General features: G+C 74.3%; 22 protein-coding genes. 13 read left to right on the forward strand and 9 right to left on the reverse strand.

The annotated features are described in order from the left end of the window. The first annotated feature begins 131 nt into the window (after window positions 1-131). From ACQP04_RS36675 to trmB, 3 genes are read left to right on the forward strand one after another with little or no spacing between them, the layout of a single operon-like run. On the forward strand, window positions 132-911 hold the full coding sequence (locus ACQP04_RS36675; protein WP_051737013.1) for a glycosyltransferase family 2 protein: 780 nt from the start codon (window positions 132-134) through the stop codon (window positions 909-911). A gap of 47 nt (window positions 912-958) precedes the next feature. Further along, complete coding sequence (locus ACQP04_RS36680; protein WP_433505007.1) at window positions 959-1,987, forward strand: glycosyltransferase family 2 protein; 1,029 nt, start codon at window positions 959-961, stop codon at window positions 1,985-1,987. A 40-nt stretch (window positions 1,988-2,027) separates the two neighbouring features. Beyond that, the gene (gene trmB, locus ACQP04_RS36685; RefSeq protein WP_433508506.1) at window positions 2,028-2,741 is read left to right on the forward strand and encodes a tRNA (guanosine(46)-N7)-methyltransferase TrmB; all 714 of its coding nucleotides are present in this window, start codon (window positions 2,028-2,030) and stop codon (window positions 2,739-2,741) included. Here trmB and paaI read toward each other — a convergent pair. Continuing rightward, the gene (gene paaI, locus ACQP04_RS36690) at window positions 2,738-3,199 is read right to left on the reverse strand and encodes a hydroxyphenylacetyl-CoA thioesterase PaaI (protein WP_433505008.1); all 462 of its coding nucleotides are present in this window, start codon (window positions 3,197-3,199) and stop codon (window positions 2,738-2,740) included. The two genes, trmB and paaI, sit on opposite strands and share 4 nt — an antisense overlap. Before the next feature lie 86 nt (window positions 3,200-3,285). Between paaI and ACQP04_RS36695 the strand changes: the two genes are divergently transcribed. The 3 genes from ACQP04_RS36695 to ACQP04_RS36705 are packed head-to-tail and all read left to right on the forward strand — an operon-like array spanning window position 3,286 to window position 6,498. Continuing rightward, window positions 3,286-3,903 carry an NYN domain-containing protein gene (locus tag ACQP04_RS36695; protein WP_037042046.1) on the forward strand — a complete coding sequence of 206 codons (618 nt, stop codon included), beginning with the start codon at window positions 3,286-3,288 and terminating at the stop codon, window positions 3,901-3,903. Beyond that, window positions 3,900-5,222, forward strand: coding sequence for an amidohydrolase family protein (locus tag ACQP04_RS36700; RefSeq protein WP_433505009.1), 1,323 nt, complete (start codon window positions 3,900-3,902; stop codon window positions 5,220-5,222). Before ACQP04_RS36695 ends, ACQP04_RS36700 begins: the two co-directional genes overlap by 4 nt. 19 nt (window positions 5,223-5,241) lie before the next feature. Next, on the forward strand, window positions 5,242-6,498 hold the full coding sequence (locus tag ACQP04_RS36705; protein ID WP_433505010.1) for a D-arabinono-1,4-lactone oxidase: 1,257 nt from the start codon (window positions 5,242-5,244) through the stop codon (window positions 6,496-6,498). A 287-nt stretch (window positions 6,499-6,785) separates the two neighbouring features. On the opposite strand, the gene ACQP04_RS36710 is transcribed toward ACQP04_RS36705, so the two are convergent. Further along, window positions 6,786-7,364: a hypothetical protein gene (locus ACQP04_RS36710; protein ID WP_433505011.1), complete on the reverse strand. Its 579-nt coding sequence runs from the start codon at window positions 7,362-7,364 to the stop codon at window positions 6,786-6,788. Between the two features lie 790 nt (window positions 7,365-8,154). On the opposite strand from ACQP04_RS36710, the gene ACQP04_RS36715 reads away from it, so the two are divergent. Together ACQP04_RS36715 and ACQP04_RS36720 are read left to right on the forward strand one after the other, a co-directional pair. Continuing rightward, entirely contained in the window at window positions 8,155-9,459 is a 1,305-nt protein-coding gene (locus tag ACQP04_RS36715; RefSeq protein ID WP_081923860.1) for an AI-2E family transporter, read from the forward strand. A 58-nt stretch (window positions 9,460-9,517) separates the two neighbouring features. Beyond that, a complete protein-coding gene (locus ACQP04_RS36720) occupies window positions 9,518-11,011 on the forward strand; it encodes an SDR family oxidoreductase (protein ID WP_433505012.1) in 1,494 nt (497 codons plus the stop codon). Window position 11,012: 1 nt separating this feature from the next. Here the strand turns inward: ACQP04_RS36720 and ACQP04_RS36725 are convergent, their stop codons facing one another. Continuing rightward, entirely contained in the window at window positions 11,013-11,912 is a 900-nt protein-coding gene (locus ACQP04_RS36725; protein ID WP_433505013.1) for an aldo/keto reductase, read from the reverse strand. A gap of 118 nt (window positions 11,913-12,030) precedes the next feature. Between ACQP04_RS36725 and ACQP04_RS36730 the strand changes: the two genes are divergently transcribed. The 3 genes from ACQP04_RS36730 to pcaD are packed head-to-tail and all read left to right on the forward strand — an operon-like array spanning window position 12,031 to window position 14,259. Beyond that, window positions 12,031-12,816 carry a CoA transferase subunit A gene (locus ACQP04_RS36730; protein ID WP_433505014.1) on the forward strand — a complete coding sequence of 262 codons (786 nt, stop codon included), beginning with the start codon at window positions 12,031-12,033 and terminating at the stop codon, window positions 12,814-12,816. After that, a complete protein-coding gene (locus tag ACQP04_RS36735; RefSeq protein ID WP_433505015.1) occupies window positions 12,813-13,484 on the forward strand; it encodes a CoA-transferase in 672 nt (223 codons plus the stop codon). The genes ACQP04_RS36730 and ACQP04_RS36735 overlap by 4 nt, the downstream gene beginning before the upstream one ends. A gap of 13 nt (window positions 13,485-13,497) precedes the next feature. Beyond that, window positions 13,498-14,259, forward strand: coding sequence for a 3-oxoadipate enol-lactonase (gene pcaD / locus ACQP04_RS36740; protein WP_433505016.1), 762 nt, complete (start codon window positions 13,498-13,500; stop codon window positions 14,257-14,259). A gap of 8 nt (window positions 14,260-14,267) precedes the next feature. Here the strand turns inward: pcaD and ACQP04_RS36745 are convergent, their stop codons facing one another. Next, on the reverse strand, window positions 14,268-14,600 hold the full coding sequence (locus ACQP04_RS36745; protein ID WP_433505017.1) for a DUF3040 domain-containing protein: 333 nt from the start codon (window positions 14,598-14,600) through the stop codon (window positions 14,268-14,270). Between the two features lie 213 nt (window positions 14,601-14,813). Between ACQP04_RS36745 and ACQP04_RS36750 the strand changes: the two genes are divergently transcribed. Further along, a complete protein-coding gene (locus ACQP04_RS36750) occupies window positions 14,814-15,731 on the forward strand; it encodes a cation diffusion facilitator family transporter (RefSeq protein WP_433505018.1) in 918 nt (305 codons plus the stop codon). Window positions 15,732-15,740: 9 nt separating this feature from the next. Here the strand turns inward: ACQP04_RS36750 and dnaB are convergent, their stop codons facing one another. The 5 genes from dnaB to rpsF all read right to left on the reverse strand — a co-directional run bounded on the left by dnaB (window position 15,741) and on the right by rpsF (window position 19,461). Continuing rightward, the gene (gene dnaB / locus ACQP04_RS36755) at window positions 15,741-17,162 is read right to left on the reverse strand and encodes a replicative DNA helicase (RefSeq protein WP_037042063.1); all 1,422 of its coding nucleotides are present in this window, start codon (window positions 17,160-17,162) and stop codon (window positions 15,741-15,743) included. Between the two features lie 671 nt (window positions 17,163-17,833). Next, window positions 17,834-18,283, reverse strand: a complete 450-nt coding sequence (gene rplI, locus ACQP04_RS36760) for a 50S ribosomal protein L9 (RefSeq protein ID WP_433505019.1) — start codon at window positions 18,281-18,283, stop codon at window positions 17,834-17,836. A gap of 20 nt (window positions 18,284-18,303) precedes the next feature. Beyond that, complete coding sequence (gene rpsR / locus ACQP04_RS36765) at window positions 18,304-18,540, reverse strand: 30S ribosomal protein S18 (RefSeq protein ID WP_037042067.1); 237 nt, start codon at window positions 18,538-18,540, stop codon at window positions 18,304-18,306. 56 nt (window positions 18,541-18,596) lie between these two features. Continuing rightward, window positions 18,597-19,112: a single-stranded DNA-binding protein gene (locus ACQP04_RS36770; RefSeq protein WP_433505020.1), complete on the reverse strand. Its 516-nt coding sequence runs from the start codon at window positions 19,110-19,112 to the stop codon at window positions 18,597-18,599. 10 nt (window positions 19,113-19,122) lie between these two features. Then, window positions 19,123-19,461 carry a 30S ribosomal protein S6 gene (rpsF, locus tag ACQP04_RS36775; RefSeq protein ID WP_037042071.1) on the reverse strand — a complete coding sequence of 113 codons (339 nt, stop codon included), beginning with the start codon at window positions 19,459-19,461 and terminating at the stop codon, window positions 19,123-19,125. A 318-nt stretch (window positions 19,462-19,779) separates the two neighbouring features. On the opposite strand from rpsF, the gene ACQP04_RS36780 reads away from it, so the two are divergent. Beyond that, window positions 19,780-20,550 (forward strand): deoxyribonuclease IV, encoded by a 771-nt coding sequence (locus ACQP04_RS36780; protein WP_433505021.1) that lies wholly within the window; start codon window positions 19,780-19,782, stop codon window positions 20,548-20,550. The last annotated feature ends 369 nt before the right edge of the window (window positions 20,551-20,919 follow it).

Genomic DNA, 20,919 nt, shown 5'->3' on the forward strand with positions numbered 1-20,919 from the left:
ACCCCGGACCGGGCCCGCGTCCAGGTCCCTACGGGCCCCCGCCCGTCGGGTACCGGCCGCCGCCCGGGGCCGTGCCGCCCGGCGCGATGCCGCCCGGCCCCTTCGCGCCGCCCGCCGGTCCGCCGGCCGGGATCCGGAGGCCGCGACCGCGGCCCTCGCCGCGGCGCTCGGCCAACCCGGCCGTCACGGTCGTGGTGCCGACCCGCAACGAGGCGCGCAACCTCGAGGTCGTCCTGCCACAGATCGCGGCGGTGCGCCCCGCGGTGCACGAGATCATCGTCGTGGACGGCAACTCCACGGACGACACCATCGGCACGGCGCGTCGCACATTGCCCTGGGTGCGTTGCATCACGCAGACCCGCAAGGGCAAGGGCAACGCGATGGCGTGCGGGTTCGCCGCGGCCACCGGCGACGTCGTCGTGATGTTCGACGCGGACGGCTCGGCCGACCCGGCGGAGATCCCCGCGTTCGTCTCGGCCCTCGTGGCCGGCGCCGACTTCGCGAAGGGCACCCGCTTCGCGGCGGGCGGCGGCAGCGACGACATCACCCTGTTGCGCCGCACCGGGAACGCCGGGCTGAACTCGGTGGCCAACGCACTGTTCGGCACGTCGTACACCGACCTCTGCTACGGCTACAACGCCTTCTGGGCCGACCTGCTCCCGCTGCTGGAGCTGCCGGACCCGGGCGAGCCGCAGCCGGAGGACGGCACGATGCTGTGGGGCGACGGGTTCGAGATCGAGACCGTGCTCAACTGCCGCATCGCCGCCGCCGGGCTGAAGATCACCGAGGTGCCGTCGGTCGAGAAGCAGCGCATGTTCGGCGAGACGAACCTGCGGACCTTCGCGGACGGCACCCGGGTGCTGCGTACCCTGCTGTCCGAGCACCGGCGCGCCGACAAGCGCAAGAGCTGACCGCAGGAGTCGGCCGCCGGCGGACCGCACCCGGAGGACCCCGCCCCGTGAACCTGTTCGAGCCCGCACCCGAGCCGCCGGTCACCGCGACCGTGGTCGTCTGCGTCTACACCGAGAAGCGGTGGGCCGACATCGTGTCCGCCGTCGAGTCGGTGGCGGCGCAGGACGTGCTGCCGGTGGAGACGATCGTGGTCGTCGACCACAACGAGGGGCTGCTCGAGCGGGCGCGCGCGGCGTTCCCGCGGGTGCAGGTGGTGCCGAACGCGCACAAGCAGGGCCTGTCGGGCGCGCGGAACACCGCCGTCGAGATGGCGACCGGCGACGTCGTGGTGTTCCTCGACGACGACGCCTCCGCCCGCCCCGGCTGGCTCCGCGCGCTGCTGGCGCCCTACGCCGACCCGGCGGTGATCGGCGTCGGCGGGGTGGCGCACCCCCGCTGGCCCGTGGCCCGGGCCGCCGTCGACGACTCGGGCCGGCCCGCCACGCTCCCGGGCGCGCCCGGCGGGCGGGACGCGACCGGCGAGCTCGACTGGGTCGTCGGCTGTACCTACACCGGCCAGCCCACCGAGCAGGCCGAGGTCCGCAACCTCATGGGCTGCAACATGTCCCTGCGCCGCGAGGTGTTCAAGCGGGTCGGCGGGTTCGCCGAGGACATCGGCCGGATCGGCAAGAACCCGCTGGGCTGCGAGGAGACCGAGCTCTGCATCCGGGCCCGGCAGGCCTACAAGGCCGACGGGCGCCAGGTGAAGATCCTCTTCGAGCCGCGCGCCGAGGTCGACCACCGCGTCTCCGACGACCGGGTCGACTGGTCCTACCTGCGCCGCCGCAGCTGGGCGGAGGGGCTGTCGAAGGCCGCCGTCTCCAAGCTGGTCGGCACGGACGACGCGCTGTCCACCGAGCGCGGCTACGTCGCCACCGTGCTGCCCAAGGCGCTGATCCGCGAGGTGAAGGCGAAGCGGCCGGCCTCCGCGGCCGCCGTCGTCGTCTGCCTGGGGTTCACGACCGCGGGCTACGTCCGCGGCAAGCTGCCCGGCGCCACCTCGCACGTCTCCCTGCCCGCGGCCGACGGTGCCTGACACTGGGTTCATGGTCGGCTCCGGGGACTCCGCAGGGACGATGGTCGGCTCCGCAGGCTCCGCCTCCGGCGGCCACCGCATCCCCTCGTTCGTCCACCAGCGCAACCGGCTGAGCGAGGGCCAGCAGCACGCGTGGGACCGGTGGTGGCCGGAGTACGGCGTCGACGTCGCGGAGGTCGAGCGGCTCGAGCCCGAGGCCCTCTTCGGCCGCACGGCGCCGGTGGTCCTCGAGATCGGCTCCGGGATGGGCGACGCCACCGCCGAGATGGCCGCCGCCGCGCCCGAGGTCGACCATCTGGCCGTCGAGGTCTACGAACCCGGGCTCGCCCGGCTGCTCATGCTGCGGCAGGAGGCGGGGCTGGAGAACCTGCGGCTGCTGCGCGGCGACGCCGTCGACCTCCTCGACCGCGCGGTTCCCGAGGGCCTGCTCGAGGGCATCCGGATCTTCTTCCCGGACCCGTGGCCGAAGCGGCGGCACCACAAGCGCCGGCTCGTCCAGCCCGGGTTCGTCGCGCTCGCCGCCTCCCGGCTGCGCCCGGGCGGCTGGCTGCACCTGGCCACGGACTGGGAGCACTACGCGCTGCAGATGCGCGAGGTGTGCGACGCCTGCCCGCTGCTGCACCGCGCGCCCGCCGCCGGGCCGGAGGGATGGCTGCCCCGCCCGGACTCGCGCCCGCTGACGAAGTTCGAGCAGCGCGCGGTGCGCGAGGGCCGGGCGATCCGGGACCTGCTCTACGTGCGTCAGGCGCCCTAGTCCAGGGTGGGCGCCGGCAGGTGCGGCACCGCGCGCGACCGGCCCCGGAACTCGGCGACGACCTGGCCCGCGGCGGTCCGGACCGTCACGTCGTAGAGCCCGGTCTTCCCGACGAGCGCCCGCTCGACCGCCTCGGCCTCCAGCTCCTCGCCGACCCGGGCCGCGCGCAGGAAGGCGACGTCGCCGCCGGACGCGACCGTCGAGACGCCGTGGCTGTTGCAGGCGAAGGAGAAGGCGGCGTCGGCGAGGAAGAACAGGTAGCCGCCGTGCACGATGCCGTGCCCGTTGACGTGCCGCTCCTCGATCGTCAGCGCGGTCCGCGCCCGCCCCGGCCCCACGTCGACGAGCCGGATGCCGGCGCCGCGGATCGCCTCGTCGTGGTGCACCATCGCCTTCGCGACGCGCTCCGCGGTCGCCTGGGGATCCGCCGTGGGATCGTCCGCTCCGTTCGTGCTCACCCGGTCAGTGTGACGGGCCGCCACGGGCATCGGAGTCGGGATAGGGTCACGGACATGCGCACCCAGCCTCGGGAGACCCTGACCCCGTGACGTCGACCGGCCCCCTGCCGCGCGTGCTGCTCGTCTGGGACGCGCCCAACATGGACATGAGCCTCGGCTCGCTGCTGGGCGCGCGGCCCACGTCCGCCTTCCGCCCGCGGTTCGACGCGGTCGGCCGCTGGCTGCTCGACCTCGCGGGCCCCGAGGCCGTGGCCGAGGCGTGCGTGTTCACCAACGTGGTGCCCGGATCGACCGAGGTCGTGCGGCCGTGGGTCGAGGCGCTGCGCAACGTCGGGTTCGCGGTCTTCGCCAAGCCGAAGGTCACCGAGGACTCCGACATCGACGACGACATGCTCCGGCACATCGAGATGCGGGAGCAGGAGGGCCACCTCCGGCACGTCGTGGTGGCGTCCGGCGACGGGCGGGCCTTCCGCGAGCCGCTCGAGAAGCTGATCGAGCAGCACACGGACGTCACGGTGATCGGCTTCCGCGAGTACGCGAACTTCGCGCTGAACTCGGAGACGATCTCCTTCCTCGACCTCGAGGACATCGACGGCGTGTTCCGCGAGCCGCTGCCGCGGATGACCCTCGAGACCCTGCCGGACACCGGCGCCTGGCTCCCGCCCTTCCGGTCCCTGCGCTCGCTGCTCGATCCGCGCCGGTGACCAGCGGGGGCGAACGCTTCACCGCGCCCGTGGTCCTGACCTGCGGTGCGGGGTTCCCCGTGCTGCGCGACGGCGTCGTCGACGTCGGGCCGGACGGGCGGATCGCCCACGTCGGCCCCCGGGCGGACGCGCCCGAACTCGACGGGCCGGTGCACGCGCTGCCCGGTCTCCTCATGCCCGGCATGGTCAACACCCACTGCCACACGCCGATGCTGTCGCTGCGCGGGATGGGCGGCGACCTGCCGCTGATGTCCTGGCTGCAGAAGGTCATGTGGCCGGCCGAGGCGCGGTTCACCGAGGAGGACGTCCGGGTCGGGATGACCGCCGGCGCCGTCGAGCTGCTGCGGACCGGCTGCACCACCTCGGTGGAGATGTACTTCGTCGCCGACGCCGTGATCGAGGCCGTGCTCACCGCCGGCTCCCGGGTGCTGCTGACCCCGGGGATCATCGCCGCGCCCGGCTGGGACCGGCTCGGCACCTGGGAGGAGATGCGGGACGGCGTCTCGGCCCGGATCGACGCCGACGGGCTGCGGTCCGGCCCGCACGAGCGCGTCGAGCTCGGGTACGGGCCGCACTCCGCCTACACGCTGCCGCCCGAGGCGCTGGCCACCTCGGCCGAGGCGGCCCGGGAACGCGGCGCGCTGCTGCACGTGCACGTCGCCGAGTCCCGGCAGGAGGACCTCGCGCAGCGGGAGGAGTTCGGCTCCGTGCCGGCCCAGCTCGAGGCCGTCGGCGCGCTCGGGGGGCGGGTGCTCGCCGCCCACTCCGTGCAGGTGTCCGCGGAGGACATCGCGCTCTACCGGCGACACGGCGTCGCGGTGGCGCACTGTCCCGGGTCCAACGCCAAGCTCGCGGCGGGCCTCGCCCCGGTCGGCGACCTGCGGCGCGCCGGTGTCCGCATCGGACTCGGCACGGACGGGCCGGCCTCCGGCGACGACCTCGACCTCTGGCACCAGGCCCGGCTCGCCGCCCTCTTCGCGCGGGTCCGCGAGGACGACGCCGCCGCGCTCACCGCCGCGGACGTGCTGCTCATGGCCACCCGGGACGGCGCCGAGGCGATCGACCGGGCGGACATCGGGGTCCTGGAGCCCGGCCGCTGGGCGGACCTCGTGCACGTCGACCTCGACGACCAGGCCTTCATCGACCCCGACGACGACGCCCAGCTCCTGTCCAACCTCGTCTGGGCCGGCGGGTCCCGGCTGGTCCGGGACGTCTGGGTCGCGGGGGAGCGGGTGATCGACGACGGCGAGCCGGTCAAGGTCGACGCCGAGCGCGCCCGCGCCGACCTGCGCGCCGTCGCCGCCCGGCTCCACACGTGAGGCTCCTGTCGTCGACGCGATGTGGGTGAACTGGTGGGGCGGGCAGCAGTGCCGGCCCCGGCGCACCGACCGGCCACTCGACGAGGCGGGGGTCGTCGCCGCCGTGCGCCGCGCCGCCGAACGTGGCCTGACCGTCCGCCCGCTCGGCTCCGGCCGCTCGGACAGCACCCTCACCCTCACCAACGACGTGCACGTCGACTGCTCGGCGCTCACCGGCGTCGCCGCGATCACCTCCGACACGGTCCGGGCCCGGGCGGGCGCCACGCTCGCGTCGGTGCAGGCCGCGCTGGCGCAGCGGGGCCGGGCGCTCGCGCCCGTCGCGCACGCGCCCCTGGCGACGGTGGCCGGCGCGATCGCGACCGGGACCCACGGCGGCGGGGCGGGGATCGGCTCGCTCTCCGACCAGGTCGTCGGGATGCGGTTCGTCGACGGCACCGGCCGGCTGCGCAAGGCCGGTGAGAACGGGGACGTCGGGGAGCTGGACGCCGTGCGTACGGGTCTCGGGGCCCTCGGCGTCGTCACCGAGGTGGAGCTACGCACGGTGCCGGCCACCGAGGTGGAGGCGCACGAGGAGCCGGTCGTGGCCGAGGAGGCCCTCGCGGTCGACGGGCCCCTCGACGCGCACCGCTTCGCGGCGGTGGAGCTGCACCTGCCCAGCGGCGAGGCGCTGCTGCGGTGGGCCGGCCCCGTCGTCGACCAGAAGCCCGAAGCCGTGCCCGGCGGGCCGGTGGAGGCGCTCGGCCGCGTCGTCACGCGGCTGGGGCACACGGCGTCGGCACAGTGGTCGGCGCAGCGCTCGCGGCCGGCGCCGCGCTGGGAGGGCGTGGTGACCGGGCCGCCGCACGAGCTGCTGCCCGACCCGCACCCCGTCCGGGGCGGGTTCACCGAGTGGGCGCTGCCGCGCGAGGCGCTCGCGGACGCGATCCGCGCGCTCGGGGCGGCGACGGCGGCGCGAAACCAGGAGATCCGGCGCCCGGTGGAGGTGCGGACAGGTCCCGCCGAGACCGGCTGGCTGCACCCCGCCCACGGGCGCGCCACGGCCTGGATCACCGTGCGGACCCACCGCGGCGACGACCGCGGGCCGCTCTTCCGGCTGGTCGGCTCGGTGCTGGAGGGGATGGGCGGGCGGCCGCACTGGGGCGGCCGGCACGACTGGACCGCGGCCGATGTCGCGGCGGCCTACCCGGCGCTGCCGGACTTCCTCGCCGTGCGGGACCGGCTCGACCCCGACCGCCTCTTCAACGGCGACCACCTCGAGGCCCTGCTCGGCCCCTGAGTGCACCATGGACCCATAACGCGGTGTCGCGACCGCTTTTCGCGCATTACGGAACCATGATGCGGTTCGGGAGCTCATTTCGACGCATCGTGGTTCCTGGGTGCGGACACGACGAGGGCCGGTGGTTCCGCGATCCGGTCACTCCCCCGGACCCCGGGCCACCGGCCCCTGGTCGACGCCGATCCGCTCCCCAGCCGACCGACGTCCGCCGCGGCCCGAAGCTGCCGCGGTCCGTTCTCTCTCTCCATCACCGGGGCTCCCCAGCCCCGGGGTCCTGCGTCCCGGCGTCAGTACGCCAGGTGGTGGTGCCCCGATCCGGACCCGACGGCCCGGCGGTGGTGGCGACCCGTGCGCGAGGACAGCTCGCCCAGCGCCTGCGGGCCGGTGTCCGTCAGCGAGGTGTACGCCGGCGCGGCCGGCGCATAGGTCGGCACGTGCGCGGCGTAGAGCGGCGCGCGGTCGTAGCCCGCGGACACCGGGGCGGGCTCCGGCTGCCGCACGGGCGGCGCCGGCGGCGCGACCGGGGCGACCGGAGCGGCCGGGATCGGCGGCGCGGTGCGGGCCGCCAGCGTGGAGTAGGCCTGCACCGGGATCGGCGCGGTCAGCGGGTCGCGGCGGAAGTCGTCGAGCGCCTCGGCCGAGCGGCGACCGGGCCGGCGGGCCGGGGCCTGCCGGGGGGTCTGCTCGCTCTGCCGGCCGCGCCAGCCGCCGACCGTGAGGGCGTGGAAGATCGGCGTCTCGGCCGCGATCTCGGTCCGGCTCGCATGGCGGCCCGGGAAGGGACCGGTGTCCTCGACGCCCCGCACCCGCACCGTGGCCTTCCGCCGGCCGACCGCCCCGTCGAGGGCTCGCTCCCTGTCGGTCACGCCCCGCACCTCCGTCATCTCTGTACCTCGCGTCGTCCGTGTGCCGCGATGCTGCCATCGGCCCTGTCCCCACAGGGCCGTTCGGCCGCACACACCACCCACAACGGGGTCACCTTCTCGGGGAAACGGGTCGGGAGCGGCCGTTACCCGCTTTCGGGCCATCTCCAGCCGTTCGGGTGGTGTGGCGGTGCCACGGGGCGCCGATCGTCGCTCTCCGCGTCCAGTCGAGCCACTTTCGAGACGCTCAGTGACGCCCCGCCGGGGCTTGCGAGGCCATCCAGACGCCGTGTGGGACCTCGAGACCTGCATCTCCGCCCCGACCTCACCCGTTCGGGGCGGACGGCTCCGCGCGCGACCGTCCGGCCCGCCCCGACGATCTTCACGGGGCCCGGGCCCGCGCGCCCGCGCCGGCTCCGGCCGACCCCGTCCGCGCTGGTACCGGCGGTACCGACAAGATCGGCAGGGCCCCGGCGGCCACCACACCATCGGGCGTCATCGACGTCGTCCGGCGTGTCGGCGGGGCGGCCCCGAACCCAAGATCACTACGGTTCTGCGTGTCACCGCAAGCATCAGGTGCTCCGGAGCGTTACCACTCTCTCACCCGGCTGATTCAGTGGCCGCTCAGGAGGCGGTCAACTACACGGGTGTAATTCGACGCTCCGTAACTCCACTAGGCCAACACGGTGGATACCGCTACTCCCGGCCACCGGAACGGAGCAGCGGGCCCTCTTCCGGCGACGTCACGCCCGATCCGCCCGCGCCGCGATCGACGAAGGGCTACCGTTCGCGAATGACCGACGATCGGGCGGCCGCGACCGGCCCCGGGATCGACAACCGGACCGACCCCGAGGCGGCGCCCCGCACCCCGGAACCCGCGGGCACCCCCGTCCCACCGCCGTCCCCGGTCGTCCCCGAGCAGCGCAGCCGACGGAACGCGGCCTCCTACGTACCCACGCCGTTGCGGGTGACCTCCGAGGTCGCGGCGCGGGGCCTGATCATCGCCGCGGCGGCCGGCCTGCTCGTCTTCCTCGTGATCCAGCTCCGGGTCGTGGTGATCCCGGTCGCCATCGCGACGCTGATCTCCGCGCTCATGGCCCCGGTCGTGCACTGGCTCGTCGCCCGCCGGGTCCCGCGCGGGCCGGCCGTGGCGATCACGATCGTCGCGGGCTTCTGCATCATCGGCGGGCTGCTGTCCTTCGTGGTCAACACGTTCATCGGCGGCTTCGCACAGCTGCAGCAGCAGCTCACCGCGAGTCTCACGTCGATCCAGCAGTTCCTGGCGCGGCCGCCGTTCAACCTCAGCTCCGAGCAGCTGCGGAACATCCCGGCGCAGATCGGGCAGGCGATCACGGACAACCAGGCCAACCTCACGTCCGGCGCCCTCACGACCGCCGCGACGATCACCGAGGTCGGCGCCGGGCTCGCGCTCACCATCTTCACGCTGATCTTCTTCCTGTACGACGGCCGGCGGATCTGGGCGTTCCTGCTCAAGGCGGCGCCGCGCGCCCGGCGGGAGAAGGTCGACATCGCCGGGCGGCGGGCCTTCGCGACGCTCGTCGGCTACACCCGCGCCACGGTGCTCGTGGCCTTCGTCGACGCGATCGGCATCGGCATCGGGCTCTGGGCCGTCGGCGTGCCACTGGTCGTCCCGCTGGCGGCGCTGGTCTTCCTCGGCGCGTTCGTGCCGACCGTCGGCGCGGTGGTGAGCGGCGCGGTCGCGGTGCTCATCGCGCTGGTGGCCAACGGACCGATCCCGGCCGTGATCATCCTGGCCGTCGTCATCGCCGTGCAGCAGCTGGAGGGGCACGTGCTCCAGCCGCTGCTGCTGGGGCGGGCCGTCCGGCTGCACCCGCTCGCGGTGGTGCTGGCCGTGGCCGGCGGCGTGGTCATCGCGGGGATCCCGGGCGCCCTGCTCGCGGTGCCGCTGCTCGCCGTGCTCAGCGCCGCGATCCGCTCCTTCGTGCGCGACGACGAGCCCCCGGCCCGCACGATCAACGCCGTCGACCCCCACGAGGCCAACGCCGAGACCGCGCACCGCATCCGGGTGCCGTCGTGGTGGAGCCGGGTGCAGAGCCGGTTGCGCCGCTCCGGCTGACGCCACCGGCGCTCGGCCTGACGTGCCGATCCGGCCCGGCGGCGGGAGGATCGGGCGGATGCGATACCTGATTACCGGCGCGACCGGGTACATCGGCGGACGGCTGGCCCCCCGGCTGATCGAGGAGGGCGGCGCCGGCTCCGCGGTGCGCTGCCTGGTCCGCGATCCCGGCAAGCTGCGCGACGTGCCGTGGGCCCGGCACGCGGAGATCGTGCAGGGCGACCTGCTCGAGGCCGAGAGCGTGCGGCGGGCGTGCGAGGGCGTCGACGTCGTCTACTTCCTCGTGCACTCGCTGGCCGACCGGGACTTCTCCTCGATCGACCGGCGGGCGGCGCTCATCCTCTCCGAGGCCGCGCGCGCCGCGGGCGTGCGCCGGATCGTCTACCTGGGCGGGCTGCACCCGGACGGGCCGCTGTCCGAGCACCTCACCTCGCGCGCCGAGGTCGGCGAGATCCTGCTGCGCAGCGGGGTGCCGACGGCGGCGCTGCAGGCCGCGGTGATCCTCGGGTCGGGGTCGGCGAGCTTCGAGATGCTGCGCTACCTCACCGAGCGGCTGCCCGTGATGCTCACGCCGCGGTGGGTGCACAACCGCATCCAGCCCATCGCGGTGCGCGACGTGCTCCGCTACCTGATCGGAGCCGCCCACCTGCCGGCGGACGTCAACCGGACCTTCGACATCGGCGGCCCGGACGTGCTGACCTACCTGGACATGATGCAGCGGTACGCGACGGTCGCCGGGCTGCCGCGGCGCCGCGTCGTCGGCGTCCCGGTGCTCACGCCGCGGCTGTCGGCGCACTGGGTCAACATCGTCACACCGGTGCCGAAAGGCATCGCGGCGCCCCTGATCGAGTCGCTGGTGCACGAGGTGGTGTGCCGCGAGCAGGACATCCTGAAGTACGTGCCGGACCCGCCCGAGGGCCGTATCGGGTACGACCGGGCCGTCGAGCTGGCCCTGGCGAGGATCCGGTCCGGCGAGGTCGAGACCCACTGGTCGGGCGCCGCCGTCGAGGGCGCGCCGTCGGACCCGCTGCCGAGCGACCCGGACTGGTCCGGCGGCAGCGTGTACACCGACGACCGCGGGCAGCCCTGCTCCGCGCCGCCCGAGGAGCTGTGGCGCGTCGTCACCGGGATCGGGGGAGAGCGCGGCTGGTACTCGTTCCCGCTCGCCTGGTCGGTGCGCGGGTGGATGGACCGGCTCGTCGGCGGGGTGGGGCTGAGCCGCGGCCGGCGCGACCCCGACCGGCTCCACACCGGCGACGCCCTGGACTGGTGGCGGGTCGAGGAGCTCGAGGAGGGCACGCTGCTCCGGCTGCGGGCCGAGATGAAGGTGCCCGGCCTGGCCTGGCTGGAGATGGGCGTCGGCCCCGACCCCGGCGGCTCCCGCTACACCCAGCGCGCCGTCTTCGTGCCGCACGGGCTCGCCGGCCACCTCTACTGGTGGTCGGTCGCGCCCTTCCACGGCATCGTCTTCGGCGGCATGGTCCGCAACATCACCCGCACCGCCGAGCGCGCGGCCCCGCCGGTCACCGGGGCCGAGCGGCAGGCGTCGTAGGTCAGAGCTCGGTGAGGCCCGCGTCGAGGCGGTCGATCTCGGCGAGATCGAGCTCGAGCTCCGCGGCGCGGCAGTTGTCCTCGAGGTGGGCGGGGTCCGCCGTGCCCGGGATCGGGAGCATGACCGACGAGCGCTGCAGCAGCCACGCGAGCGCGACCTGCGGCGCGGTCACGCCGTGCGCCCAGGCGATCTCGGCGACGGCGCCGCCGGGCTCCGCGAGGGCGCCGGCCGCGACCGGGTGCCACGGCATGAAGCCGATGCCGTTCTCGGTGCAGTAGCGCAGGACGTCGTCGCTCGCGCGGTCGACGAGGTTGTAGCGGTTCTGCACCGTCGCGACCTCGACGATCCCACGGGCCTGCTCGATCGTCTCGACGGAGACCTCGGACAGCCCGACCTCGGCGATCTTGCCCTCGGCCTTGAGCTCGGCCAGCACGCCGAACTGGTCCGCGGCCGGGACCGTCGGGTCCACGCGGTGCAGCTGGAACAGGTCGATGCGCTCGACGTCGAGCCGGCGCAGGCTCAGCTCGCACTGCTGGCGCAGGTACTCGGGGCGCCCGCACGGTGTCCACTGCCCCGGCCCCGGGCGCAGCTGCCCCGCCTTGGTGGCGACGGTCAGCCCGTCGTACGGGTGCAGGGCCTCGCGGATCAGCTCCTCGGAGGTCTCCGGGCCGTAGGAGTCGGCGGTGTCGACGAGGTTCACGCCGAGGTCGACGGCGCGGCGCAGCACGTCGATCGCGGCCTTGGGATCGGCGGGCGGGCCCCATACCCCGGGCCCCGTGATCCGCATCGCCCCGAACCCCAGGCGGTGGACCACGGGCCCCTCGCCGATCCGGAACGTGCCGGCGGCAGCCGCGGGGCCGGCGCCCTCGACGGCCTCGTTCTGCGAGATGACGCTGGTCATGGCACGAGGGTGGCACCGTCGGTGTCCGCGCCGCCCCCGATCGTGACCAGCACCGCAAGGGTCACGGCGGTCACTGCGTCCGGTTGCCGCCCCTGCCTGCGCCCGTTAACTTCGCGCCGTGGCCACGATCTCGCCGCTGGCCGACGCCGTTGACGCACTGGTGCACGACGGCGCGGAGATCGCCCTCGAAGGGCTCGGCGCGTCGGTCCCCGCGGCCGCCGCCCACGCGATCCTGCGGCGAAGGCCGCGCGACCTCACCCTCGTCGGCACCGCACCCGGCCCGGCCGGCGACCAGCTCGTCGGCGCGGGATGCGTGCGGAAGCTCGTGTTCTCCCGCCTCGACCCGGGCCTGCACCGGATCCGGGACGCACTGGTCACCGGCTGGCCCGCGCCGCTCGAGATCGAGGAGCACACCCAGGCGGGGATGGCCGCGCGGTACGTCGCGGGCGCCTCCGGCCTGCCCTTCGCGACGGTCCGGGACGGCTACACCGGCACCGATCTCGCGGCCTTCACGCACCTCGCGACGGTCCGCTGCCCGTTCACCGGCGCCGAGCTCACCGCGCTGCCGGCACTGCGCCCCGATCTCGGCGTGGTGCACGCGCAGCGCGCCGACCGCGCCGGGAACGTGCAGCTCCGCGGGGTACCCGGGCTCCGCAAGGAGGCCGTGCTGGCCGCCCGCCACGCGCTCGTCACGGTCGAGGAGGTCGTCGACGAGCTCGAGCCCGAGCACGGCGCGATCGTCCTCCCCGCGTTCACGGTCACCCGCATCGCGGTGGTGCCCGCCGCCGAGCCGGACGGTGATCCGCAGGCCGACCCGTGCGAGGACACCCTGGGGCGCTCCTGGGCGGGCGTCTCCGGCGACCGGGCCCGCTTCACGAGCTGGCTGGAGGGGATCCGCGCGTGAGCGACCAGATCCTCGTCACCGCCGCCCGGCTGCTCGCCGACGGCGAGGTGTGCGTCGCCGGCTGCGGGGCGGCCCGGCGCGCCGCCCGGCTCGCCCGTGCCGTGCACGCGCCCGGGCTGACCGTGCTCGGCGACGACGGCACCGTCGACGGTGTGCCCGCCGCGACCGCGGGGGTCGCCGACACGGCCTACTGGCTGCAGGGTGGGCGGGTCGACGTCGGCGTGCTCGTCGCCGACCAGGTCGACGTCTTCGGCAACGTCAACACCACCGTCCTCGGCGAGTACGACGAGCCGACGACACGGCTCGCCGGCGTCGGCGCGGCGGCGGAGATCGCGGCCGGCGCGGGGCGGGTCGTCGTGCTGCTGCCGCACCGGCTGTCCGCGTTCGTGGAGCGCGTGGACTTCGTGACGGCGCCCGGTGCCCTGGCCGGTCCGCTGGACCGCGCGCAGCTGGGCCTGCGCGGGGTGGGCACGGTCGCCGTCGTCACCGACCTGGGGATCCTGCGGCCCGACCCGGCCACGGCCGAGCTCGTGCTCACCGACGTCCACCCGGGCGTCTCCGTCGACCGGGTGCGCGCCGAGACCGGCTGGCCGCTCGAGGTCGCCGACGAGGTGGGGGTCACGGAACCGGCCACCGCCGAGGAGGTCGCCGCGCTGCGGGCCGGATGACAGGATCGGGCCCATGACCGACCTGCTCCACACCCGGACGGACGGGCCCGAGGACGGGCCCGTGCTCGTCATGCTCGGCTCGCTCGGCAGCACGCTCGAGATGTGGGAGCCGAACCTCCCGGCCCTCGCCGAGCACTTCCGGGTCATCCGCATGGACCACCTCGGACACGGCGCCTCGCCCAACCCGCCCGGCCCCTACACGATGCGGACCCTGGGCGAGGCCGTCCTCGCCACGCTCGACTCGCTCGGCGCGGACCGCGTGCACTGGTGCGGGCTCTCGCTCGGCGGCATGGTCGGGATGTACCTGGGCTCCGAGCACCCGGACCGCATCGCCCGGCTGGTGCTGTGCTGCACCTCCTCGAACTTCCCGGACCCCTCGGTCTGGCGGCAGCGCATCGAGGCCGTGCGAGCCGAGGGCACGGCGGGCATCGCGCCGGGCGTCGTCGAGAAGTGGTTCACGCCGGAGTGGGCGGAGAAGCACCCCGACGTCGTCGAGCGGGCCGTCGGGTGGGTCTCCGACACCCCCGACGACGGCTACATCGCCTGCTGCGAGGCCATCGAGGTGTGGGACCACCGCGACCGGCTGGACGCCGTGACCGCGCCGACGCTCGTGATCGCGGGGGACGAGGACAAGCCGACGCCTGTCGAGCCGCACGCCCGCACCATCGCCGCGGGCATCCCGGGGGCGCACCTGGAGGTGCTCCACGGCGGGCACCTCGCGACGATGCAGAGCGCGGAGGAGGCCAACCACCTCCTCCTCGGGCACCTGACCTGAGGGGTGACCTAAGGGGTGTCGGGCCACGCCCGCTGTGGCGCGGTCAGGGCCAGCCCGAGCGCGGCCATGGCCATGAGGATCCCGGCCACGACGATGGGGACCGCGGCCGCCGCCCCGCCGAGCACCAGCAGCAGCAGGCCGCCGCCGAGCAGGATCGTGGGCACGAAGCCCGCGGCGTGCACCGAGCGGCGGTCCGCGGGCCGGGCGGTGCGGCTCTGCGGGGGCCGGTGCCGGCGCACCTTCCGCCCGAGCGCGCTGCACCGCGCCACGAACAGCGGATCGCCGGACATGAGGCCCTGCTCGATCAGGGCGAACTGGCTTCGCTCGCGGTCGCTGAGCATCGTTCGGGGTACCCCCGGGTTCGCGAAGGCCTGGTTGGGGAACGGCGTCCCGCTCGCCGTTGATCCGGGTGCACCACCCACCAGTGTAGGTGACCGAATCGTGACCTTGGACAGGGTTGTGACGGGACCAGGGATGTGATCGCCACCGCGCGAGGTGAGGGGACCCGACCCTTCTCTTTACATGCACGATCACGCATGGGTAGCGTGCGGGCCATGGGAACGGGTCACGGACACGGGCACGGTCACGGCGCGGGGAGCGACCGCCGTCGGCTGGTCGCCGCCCTGCTCGTGACCCTGGCCTGCGCCGTCCTCGGCGGCGTCGGCGCCCTGCTCACCGGCTCGCTCGCACTCCTCGCGGACCTGGGCCACCTGCTCACGGACGCCGGGGCGCTCGCCGCCGCCGTCGCCGCGTCGGTGCTCGCCGCCAAGCCGGCCTGCCACCACCGGACCTTCGGCCTCGGCCGGGTCGAGGTGCTCGTGGCCGGGCTCAACGCCGTGGCGCTGGTCGCGGTCGTGGTGTGGGTGGCCGTGGAGGGCGTGGCCCGGCTGTTCGAGCCCGCGGAGATCCCGGGGCTGCCGCTGCTCGTCATCGGTGCGGTGGGGCTCGCGGGCAACCTCGTGTCGCTGGCGATCCTCGCCGGCGGGGACCGCGGCAACATGAACCTGCGCGGGGCGATGCTCCACGTCCTGGGGGACGCGCTCGGCTCGGTCGGGGTGATGGTCGCGGCGATCGTGCTCGTCACCACCGGCTGGCCCTACGCCGACACTCTCGCCTCGCTGCTCATCGCCGCGCTGATCCTGCCCCGGGCGATCGGCCTGCTGCGCGAGGTCTGGCACGTGCTGCTGGAGGGCGCGCCGGCGGGGATCGACGTCGCCGAGGTCCGCAGCACGCTGCTCGCCGTGCCCGGCGTCGCCGACGTGCACGACCTGCACGTGTGGGCCATCAACGACCGCACGCCGTCCATGTCCGCGCACCTGGTGGTCACGGAGGAGGCCGAGGACGCCACGGGTTGCGGGGCGACCGTGCTCGACCGGGCCGGTGCCGCCCTGCGGGAGCGCTTCGGCCTCAGCCACAGCACCCTGCAGCTGGAGCAGCACGCCCACGTGGGCCACGAGCACACCTGCCACTGAGCCAGCGGGTCAGCCGTGCGCGAGGTCGGCGAAGCGGCTGTAGTGCAGCTGGTGGGCCACCGTGATGGTGTTGGTGGGGCCGTTACGGTGCTTGGCCAGGATCAGGTCGGCCTCGCCTGCGCGCGGGTCGTCCCGCTCGAACGCGTCCGGCCGGTGCAGCAGGATGACCATGTCCGCGTCCTGCTCGATCGAGCCCGACTCGCGCAGGTCCGAGATCATCGGCCGCTTGTCCGTGCGCTGCTCCGGACCGCGGTTGAGCTGCGAGATCGCCACCACCGGCACCTCGAGCTCCTTGGCCAGCAGCTTGATCTGCCGGGAGAACTCCGACACCTCCTGCTGCCGGGACTCGACCTTGCGGCCCGAGGTCATCAGCTGCAGGTAGTCCAGGATGATCAGCTTCAGGTCGTTGCGCTGCTTGAGCCGCCGCGCCTTGGCCCGGATCTCCATCAGCGTGAGGTTCGGCGAGTCGTCGATGAACAGCGGCGCCTCGGAGATCTCCGACATCCGCCGCGCCATCCGCGTCCAGTCGTCGTCACTCATCCGGCCCGCCCGCATGTCCGCCAGCCGGATCCGCGCCTCCGCCGACAGCAGCCGCATCACGATCTCGGTCTTGCTCATCTCCAGCGAGAACACCGCGGAGGTCATCTGGTGCTTGATCGAGCAGCTGCGGGCGAAGTCCAGCCCGAGGGTGGACTTGCCCAGACCCGGACGAGCCGCGACGACGACCATCTGTCCCGGGTGCAGCCCGTTGGTGCACGCATCCAGGTCCTGGAACCCGGTGGGCACGCCCAGCGAGACGCCACCGCGGGAGGCGATGGCGTCGATCTCGTCCATCGTGGGCTGCAGCAGCTCCTCGAGCGGGACGTAGTCCTCGCTGGTGGATCGCTCGGTCACCTCGTAGATCGCCGCCTGGGCCCGGTCGACGACCTCCTCGACCTCGGCGCCCTCGGCCCCGTGATAGCCCAGCTGCACGATCCGGGTGCCCGCCTCGACCAGCCGCCGCAGCGTGGCCTTCTCCGCGACGATCTCGGCGTAGTACGCCGCGTTCGCCGCGGTCGGCACCGTGGCGATCAGCGTGTGCAGGTACGGCGCGCCGCCGAGCCGGATCAGCTCGCCGCGGCGCTGCAGCTCCGCCGACACCGTGACCGCGTCCGCCGGCTCACCCCGGCCGTAGAGATCGAGGATGCAGTCGTAGACCGTCTGGTGCGCCGGGCGGTAGAAGTCGTCCGGCCGCAGCACCTCCACCACGTCCGCGATCGCGTCCTTGCTCAGCAGCATGCCGCCCAGCACGGACTGCTCGGCCGTGAGGTCCTGCGGGGGCTGACGGTCGAACGGGTTCGGGACGGCCCCGCCCGCGGAGTCCCCGCCCTGCCGGCCCTCGCCCTCGCGGACGGCTCGTGGCCGATTGGGACGGTCATCCGTCACCGCCATGCCCGACGTCACCCCCTGTCACCACGTGGCCTCATGGTATCGAACATGAGTTCGATCCGCAGCCGGTTCTCCCGGCCGCGCGGCGAACGCCCCACCCCGACCCGGACCCGTCCGGGGTCACGCCCTCGGGTGGCGTGCGACGAACGGTCTGAGGGGCGGACGGCGGTCGTCCACGCGGCCCGGGCACGTGACGCTAGGCCAGTCCGCGCCAGGGCCCAAACCAGCGTGTGGACAACCCTGGGGAGGGCGTGGGGACGGATCGGGGACAGGGCAGGCGGCCCTCCCCACCGAGCTGTGGACACCGTGGGGACAACCCCTGCTCAGAGCGCCTTTCCGCAGTTCAGACCCAGGGGGACCGGTGTGGACAACTTTCTTTCCGATCGGCCCGGCGCGTCCCGTGACGGGCGTGTCGGGACCCTCCGGCGCGCGTCCACCCGGCGCATCCGCGATGTCACCCAGCGACGCGGGCGCAACCTCTGCGTGTCGTTCCCACGCGCCGGACGGTCGGTGTGCCACCGCTCGCCGCGAGCACTCCCGGAGCCCCCTCCCGCGATCGACACCGAGCGCGATCCGCGGCCCGAGAACGCCGCGAGGGCGGGACCCGGTCGACTCGACCGCGATCCCGCCCTCGTGACGGAAAGTGACGGACCGGGGTCCGCCGATGCCGGACGTCAGGCGGCGACGACCGCCACCTGCAGGTCGGCCGTGACCTCCGGGTGCAGGCGGACCTTCACCGGGTGGGTGCCGACCGACTTGATCTGCTCGCCGATCTCGACCGCGTGCCGGTCGAGGGCCGGGCCGCCGGCGGCGCGCACGGCGTCGACGATCTGGGCCGAGGTGACCGAGCCGAACAGCCGGCCGGAGTTGCCCGCGGCCTTGGCCTTGACGGTGACCGACAGCTCCTTGAGCGAGCCGGCGACCTCCTGGGCGTGGCCCAGGTCGCGGATCTGCCGGGCCTTCTGGGCACGGCGGATCTGCTCGACCTGCTTCTCGGCGCCCCGGGTCGCGACGATCGCGAACTGGCGCGGGAGCAGGTAGTTGCGGCCGTAGCCGTCCTTGACCTCGACGATGTCGCCGGGCGCGCCCAGGTTCGGCACGTCGGCCGTGAGGATGAGCTTCACGGTGCTACTCCTTCCTCAGGTCAGCGAGCGGTCGAGGTGTACGGCAGGAGGGCGACCTCGCGGCTGTTCTTCACCGCGACGGCGACGTCCCGCTGGTGCTGCCGGCAGTTGCCGGTCACACGGCGGGCCCGGATCTTGCCGCGGTCGGAGATGAACTTCCGCAGCAGGCCGGTGTCCTTGTAGTCGATCTCCTGGGCCTTGTCCTTGCAGAACGCGCAGACCTTCTTCTTCGGCTTGCGCAGGACGGGCTTGGGCATTGCTGGTGCTCCTGGATGTACTGGTCCCCGCGCTCACGCAGGGGTGTGGATCGAGGTCAGAAGGGGGGCTCGTCGTCCGCGGCGGGGCCACTGCCGGCCGGCGGGGCGGAACCCCACGGGTCGTCGTAGCCGCCGCCACCACCCTGGCCGCCGCCACCGAAGCCGCCGCCGCCACCGCCGCCGCCGAAGCCGCCGCTGCCACCGCCGCGGCTGACCTTGTTGACCTTGGCCGTGGCGTACCGCAGCGAGGGGCCGACCTCGTCGACCTCCATCTCGATGACGGTGCGCTTCTCACCCTCGCGGGTCTCGAACGACCGCTGCCGCAGCCGGCCCTGCACGATGACGCGCGCACCGCGGGTGAGCGTCTCCGCGACGTTCTCCGCGGCCTGGCGCCAGATGTTGCAGCGCAGGAACAGCGCCTCGCCGTCCTTCCACTCGCCGGACTGGCGGTCGAAGGTGCGCGGCGTGGACGCCACCGTGAAGTTGGCGACGGCCGCCCCGGAGGGGGTGAACCGCAGCTCCGGGTCGGCGGTGAGGTTGCCGACCACGGTGATCACAGTCTCGCCGGCCATGGGGGCCTCCTCAGCTCGCGGCGGGGGCGGGCGTGCGCGCGGGGGCGGCCTTCGCGGCCTTCTTGGGCTCCTTGCGCAGCACCTTGGTGCGCAGGACGGACTCGTTGAGACCCAGCTGGCGGTCGAGCTCGGCGACGGTGGCCGGCTCCGCCTGCACCTCGAGCACCGCGTAGATGCCCTCGGCGTTCTTGGCGATCTCGTAGGCGAGGCGACGCTTGCCCCAGACCTCGACCTTCTCCACCGAACCGCCGTCGGAGCGGACGACGTTCAGGAAGGTCTCCAGCGACGGCTGTACCGTGCGCTCGTCCAGGCTCGGGTCGAGAATGACCATGAGCTCGTAGTGACGCATGAGAACCACTCACCTCCTGTGGACTGGAACGGCCGCGGCGCTTCCGCGGCAGGAGGTTCTCACCCCGCACCGACAGAATCGGGCCGGCCGCGGGACACGGGGTCCGCGGTCCGGCTCGTCGCGGCGGCCCGGGTGGCCACCGGTCGGAGCGGTTGCACACGAGGTTACCAGCGCGTTTCCGCGGCTCCGGCCCCGCCCCCGCGATCCTTCCCGGGTGTGAACGGTCCGGTGCGGGCCGGCACCGGCCCCGCCCGCAGCGGCCCGCGGCGGGAGTGCGCGAGTGCGGGACTGTCGGTGGGGGTCACTACCCTCGTCGGCATGCTCATCGGTGCCCACGTCCGCGACGACGACCCCCTCGCCGCGGCGGCCGAGCGGGGGGCGGAGATCGTGCAGTTCTTCCTCGCCGACCCGCAGGGGTGGAAGAAGCCGCAGCCGCACCCCCACGCCGAGGCGCTCGCGGCCGCGGAGGTCGCCACGGTGGTCCACTCGCCGTACGTCGTGAACGTGGCCTCGCCGAACAACAGAATCCGCATCCCCTCCCGGAAGCTCGTGGTCCAGCACGCGGAGGGCGCGAAGGCGGTCGGCGCGATCGGGCTGGTGGTGCACGGCGGGCACGTCACGCAGGACGAGGACCCGGCCGTCGGCGTCGACAACTGGCGCAAGTTCGTGCAGCGCCAGCAGGACGAGGGCGGCTTCGCGGTGCCGGTGTTCATCGAGAACACCGCGGGCGGCGACAACGCGATGGCCCGCAAGTTCGACGCGCTGGCCCGGCTGTGGGACGCGGTGGGCGAGTTCGGCGTCGGCTTCTGCCTCGACACCTGCCACGCCTTCGCCGCCGGCGAGGACCTGGTCGACGTCGTGGACCGGGCGAAGGCCATCACCGGGCGGATCGACCTGGTGCACCTGAACAACTCGCGGGACGAGTTCGACTCCGCCCGCGACCGGCACGCCAACGTCGACTCCGGGACCATCGAGCCCGCGGTCCTGGCCGCGGTGTGCGCCGCGGCGGGCGCCCCGGTCGTCGTGGAGACCCCCGCCGAGGGCCAGGCGGCGGACATCGCGTTCCTGCGCGAGAAGCTCGGACGGTGAGCGAGAGCGCGGCCGCGGGCTCCCCGGCCGCGCGGCCCGCCGGCCCCGCCGCGCACGACACCGGGACGCCACCCACCGATCCCGCCCCCCACGACACCACGCCGCCCGCACGGCCCACCGACGACACCGCCGCACCCGACGACACCGCCCCACCCGACGGCACCGCCCGTCGCCCGCTCGGCACCGCGGGCCTGGTCCTGATCGTCCTGCTCACAGGGCTGACCCTGCTGCTGGGCTACGCCAACAAGGCCCGCTGCACCGGGCCGGAGTTCGACGCGGCGGGACGGTCGGCGCCCGACCACGCGGTCCGGCAGTACCGGGAAGTCTGCTACTCGGACATCCAGAAGCTGTGGCTGGGCCGGGACGTCG

Origin of the sequence: Pseudonocardia halophobica (genome assembly GCF_050948485.1) — a bacterium.
In the GTDB taxonomy this organism is placed as follows: domain Bacteria; phylum Actinomycetota; class Actinomycetes; order Mycobacteriales; family Pseudonocardiaceae; genus Pseudonocardia; species Pseudonocardia halophobica.

Bases quoted from the DNA above. Each gene is read 5' to 3' on its own strand.
- ACQP04_RS36770 (WP_433505020.1), bottom strand. From the start codon at position 19,112: ATGGCCGGCGAGACTGTGATCACCGTGGTCGGCAACCTCACCGCCGAC.
- rpsF (WP_037042071.1), bottom strand. From the start codon at position 19,461: ATGCGTCACTACGAGCTCATGGTCATTCTCGACCCGAGCCTGGACGAG.
- ACQP04_RS36705 (WP_433505010.1), top strand. From the start codon at position 5,242: ATGTGGGTGAACTGGTGGGGCGGGCAGCAGTGCCGGCCCCGGCGCACC.
- rpsR (WP_037042067.1), bottom strand. From the start codon at position 18,540: ATGCCCAAGCCCGTCCTGCGCAAGCCGAAGAAGAAGGTCTGCGCGTTC.
- ACQP04_RS36725 (WP_433505013.1), bottom strand. From the start codon at position 11,912: ATGACCAGCGTCATCTCGCAGAACGAGGCCGTCGAGGGCGCCGGCCCC.
- trmB (WP_433508506.1), top strand. From the start codon at position 2,028: ATGGTCGGCTCCGCAGGCTCCGCCTCCGGCGGCCACCGCATCCCCTCG.
- pcaD (WP_433505016.1), top strand. From the start codon at position 13,498: ATGACCGACCTGCTCCACACCCGGACGGACGGGCCCGAGGACGGGCCC.
- ACQP04_RS36745 (WP_433505017.1), bottom strand. From the start codon at position 14,600: ATGCTCAGCGACCGCGAGCGAAGCCAGTTCGCCCTGATCGAGCAGGGC.
- ACQP04_RS36715 (WP_081923860.1), top strand. From the start codon at position 8,155: ATGACCGACGATCGGGCGGCCGCGACCGGCCCCGGGATCGACAACCGG.
- ACQP04_RS36720 (WP_433505012.1), top strand. From the start codon at position 9,518: ATGCGATACCTGATTACCGGCGCGACCGGGTACATCGGCGGACGGCTG.
- ACQP04_RS36780 (WP_433505021.1), top strand. From the start codon at position 19,780: ATGCTCATCGGTGCCCACGTCCGCGACGACGACCCCCTCGCCGCGGCG.
- ACQP04_RS36750 (WP_433505018.1), top strand. From the start codon at position 14,814: ATGGGAACGGGTCACGGACACGGGCACGGTCACGGCGCGGGGAGCGAC.
- dnaB (WP_037042063.1), bottom strand. From the start codon at position 17,162: ATGGCGGTGACGGATGACCGTCCCAATCGGCCACGAGCCGTCCGCGAG.